A 1,096-nucleotide genomic window follows, 5' to 3' on the forward strand; every position below is an offset into this window, starting at 1 on the left:
ATCGTCACTGGAAGCCACTTGCCCATCGGTCTCGGCGTCAACCAACGCACCTAAATAAGTGGTGCCGTCCATCATATGGCGAGGCCCGTTCTCCGATAAGGTGGTTTTGTAGCTATCAGGGGCATCGCCCAAATCAACCGTACTATTAGGACCCAATAGTGGCGCAGACGCACAACGTGCACCATCGTTAAGACCTGCAGCTGGACCGTTTGTAAACAAAGTTGGGGATGCAAGGCTGGCCGGGTCTGACACATCCACTTTGTAAATTTTACCGGTATTATTGTCACCAATATAGAAGTTACCATCACCATCAAAATATGCAGCGCCAAATGTCCCGCCAACACCACCTCCGAGACTAACCACAGTTTTTGCCACTGGGTCAATTTTTATAAAGCCGCCAGGATGTAATTTGGCGTAAATCAATCCATCTTCCGGATTGAAAGCAAAGTCCAGAATAGGATTAGACAGTGGCATCACGTATTCCCGGGTCAACGTAGCATTGACATCCGATGCGAGAGGCGATAAATCCACTTTATAAAGGCCATTGCTTATTTGCAGGTAGTAAAAGTTATCGTAGACATCCCCTGCGGCAACCCAAGAGACCCCTGTGACGTTTAGATATTGAATTTGATGGTCAGCGCCAATTCTTGCAAAAGTGCGCCCGTTGTTTGCATAAGTTACACCATAGAAGTAGTTGTCTGTCTCATTATACCCAGCTGCATTTACATAATTATCGAGGGTTGCAACAACTTCATATTCACCAGTTGCCAAATCGATTTCTACGAAATCTGAGGAACTCCCAGCACCGCTGAAGAGTACCGCTTTTTCCGGGCATGAGGAAAATGGCGTGGCCTGTACCACGAATGGCCCCAGGCTCAACAGACCTAATATTATCGCTTTGTTCATGTTCATCTCCTATTAAGAAAACAATAGGTATTAGCAAAAAATAAGCCAATATAAATGCACAACAAGGAGATTGCTGTCAGGTAAATTTTCACTTAGCAATAAAAGAGGCTGACCATTTTTAAATTGAGAGTCATTTAAAGACTGTATGGTTCAGTCGACAGGTCGTATAGATTTTAACTCCGAAAATGAT

The 1,096-nt window shown here is 44.5% G+C and carries 1 protein-coding gene; it reads right to left on the reverse strand.

The features are described 5' to 3' along the window. Window positions 1-861 (reverse strand): DUF6923 family protein (locus tag VSA01S_RS19775; protein WP_443098142.1); only part of this gene is annotated, 861 nt, incomplete at its 3' end. Window positions 862-1,096: the final 235 nt, after the last annotated feature.

The organism is Vibrio sagamiensis NBRC 104589 (genome assembly GCF_007990935.1).
GTDB classification, from domain to species: domain Bacteria; phylum Pseudomonadota; class Gammaproteobacteria; order Enterobacterales; family Vibrionaceae; genus Vibrio; species Vibrio sagamiensis.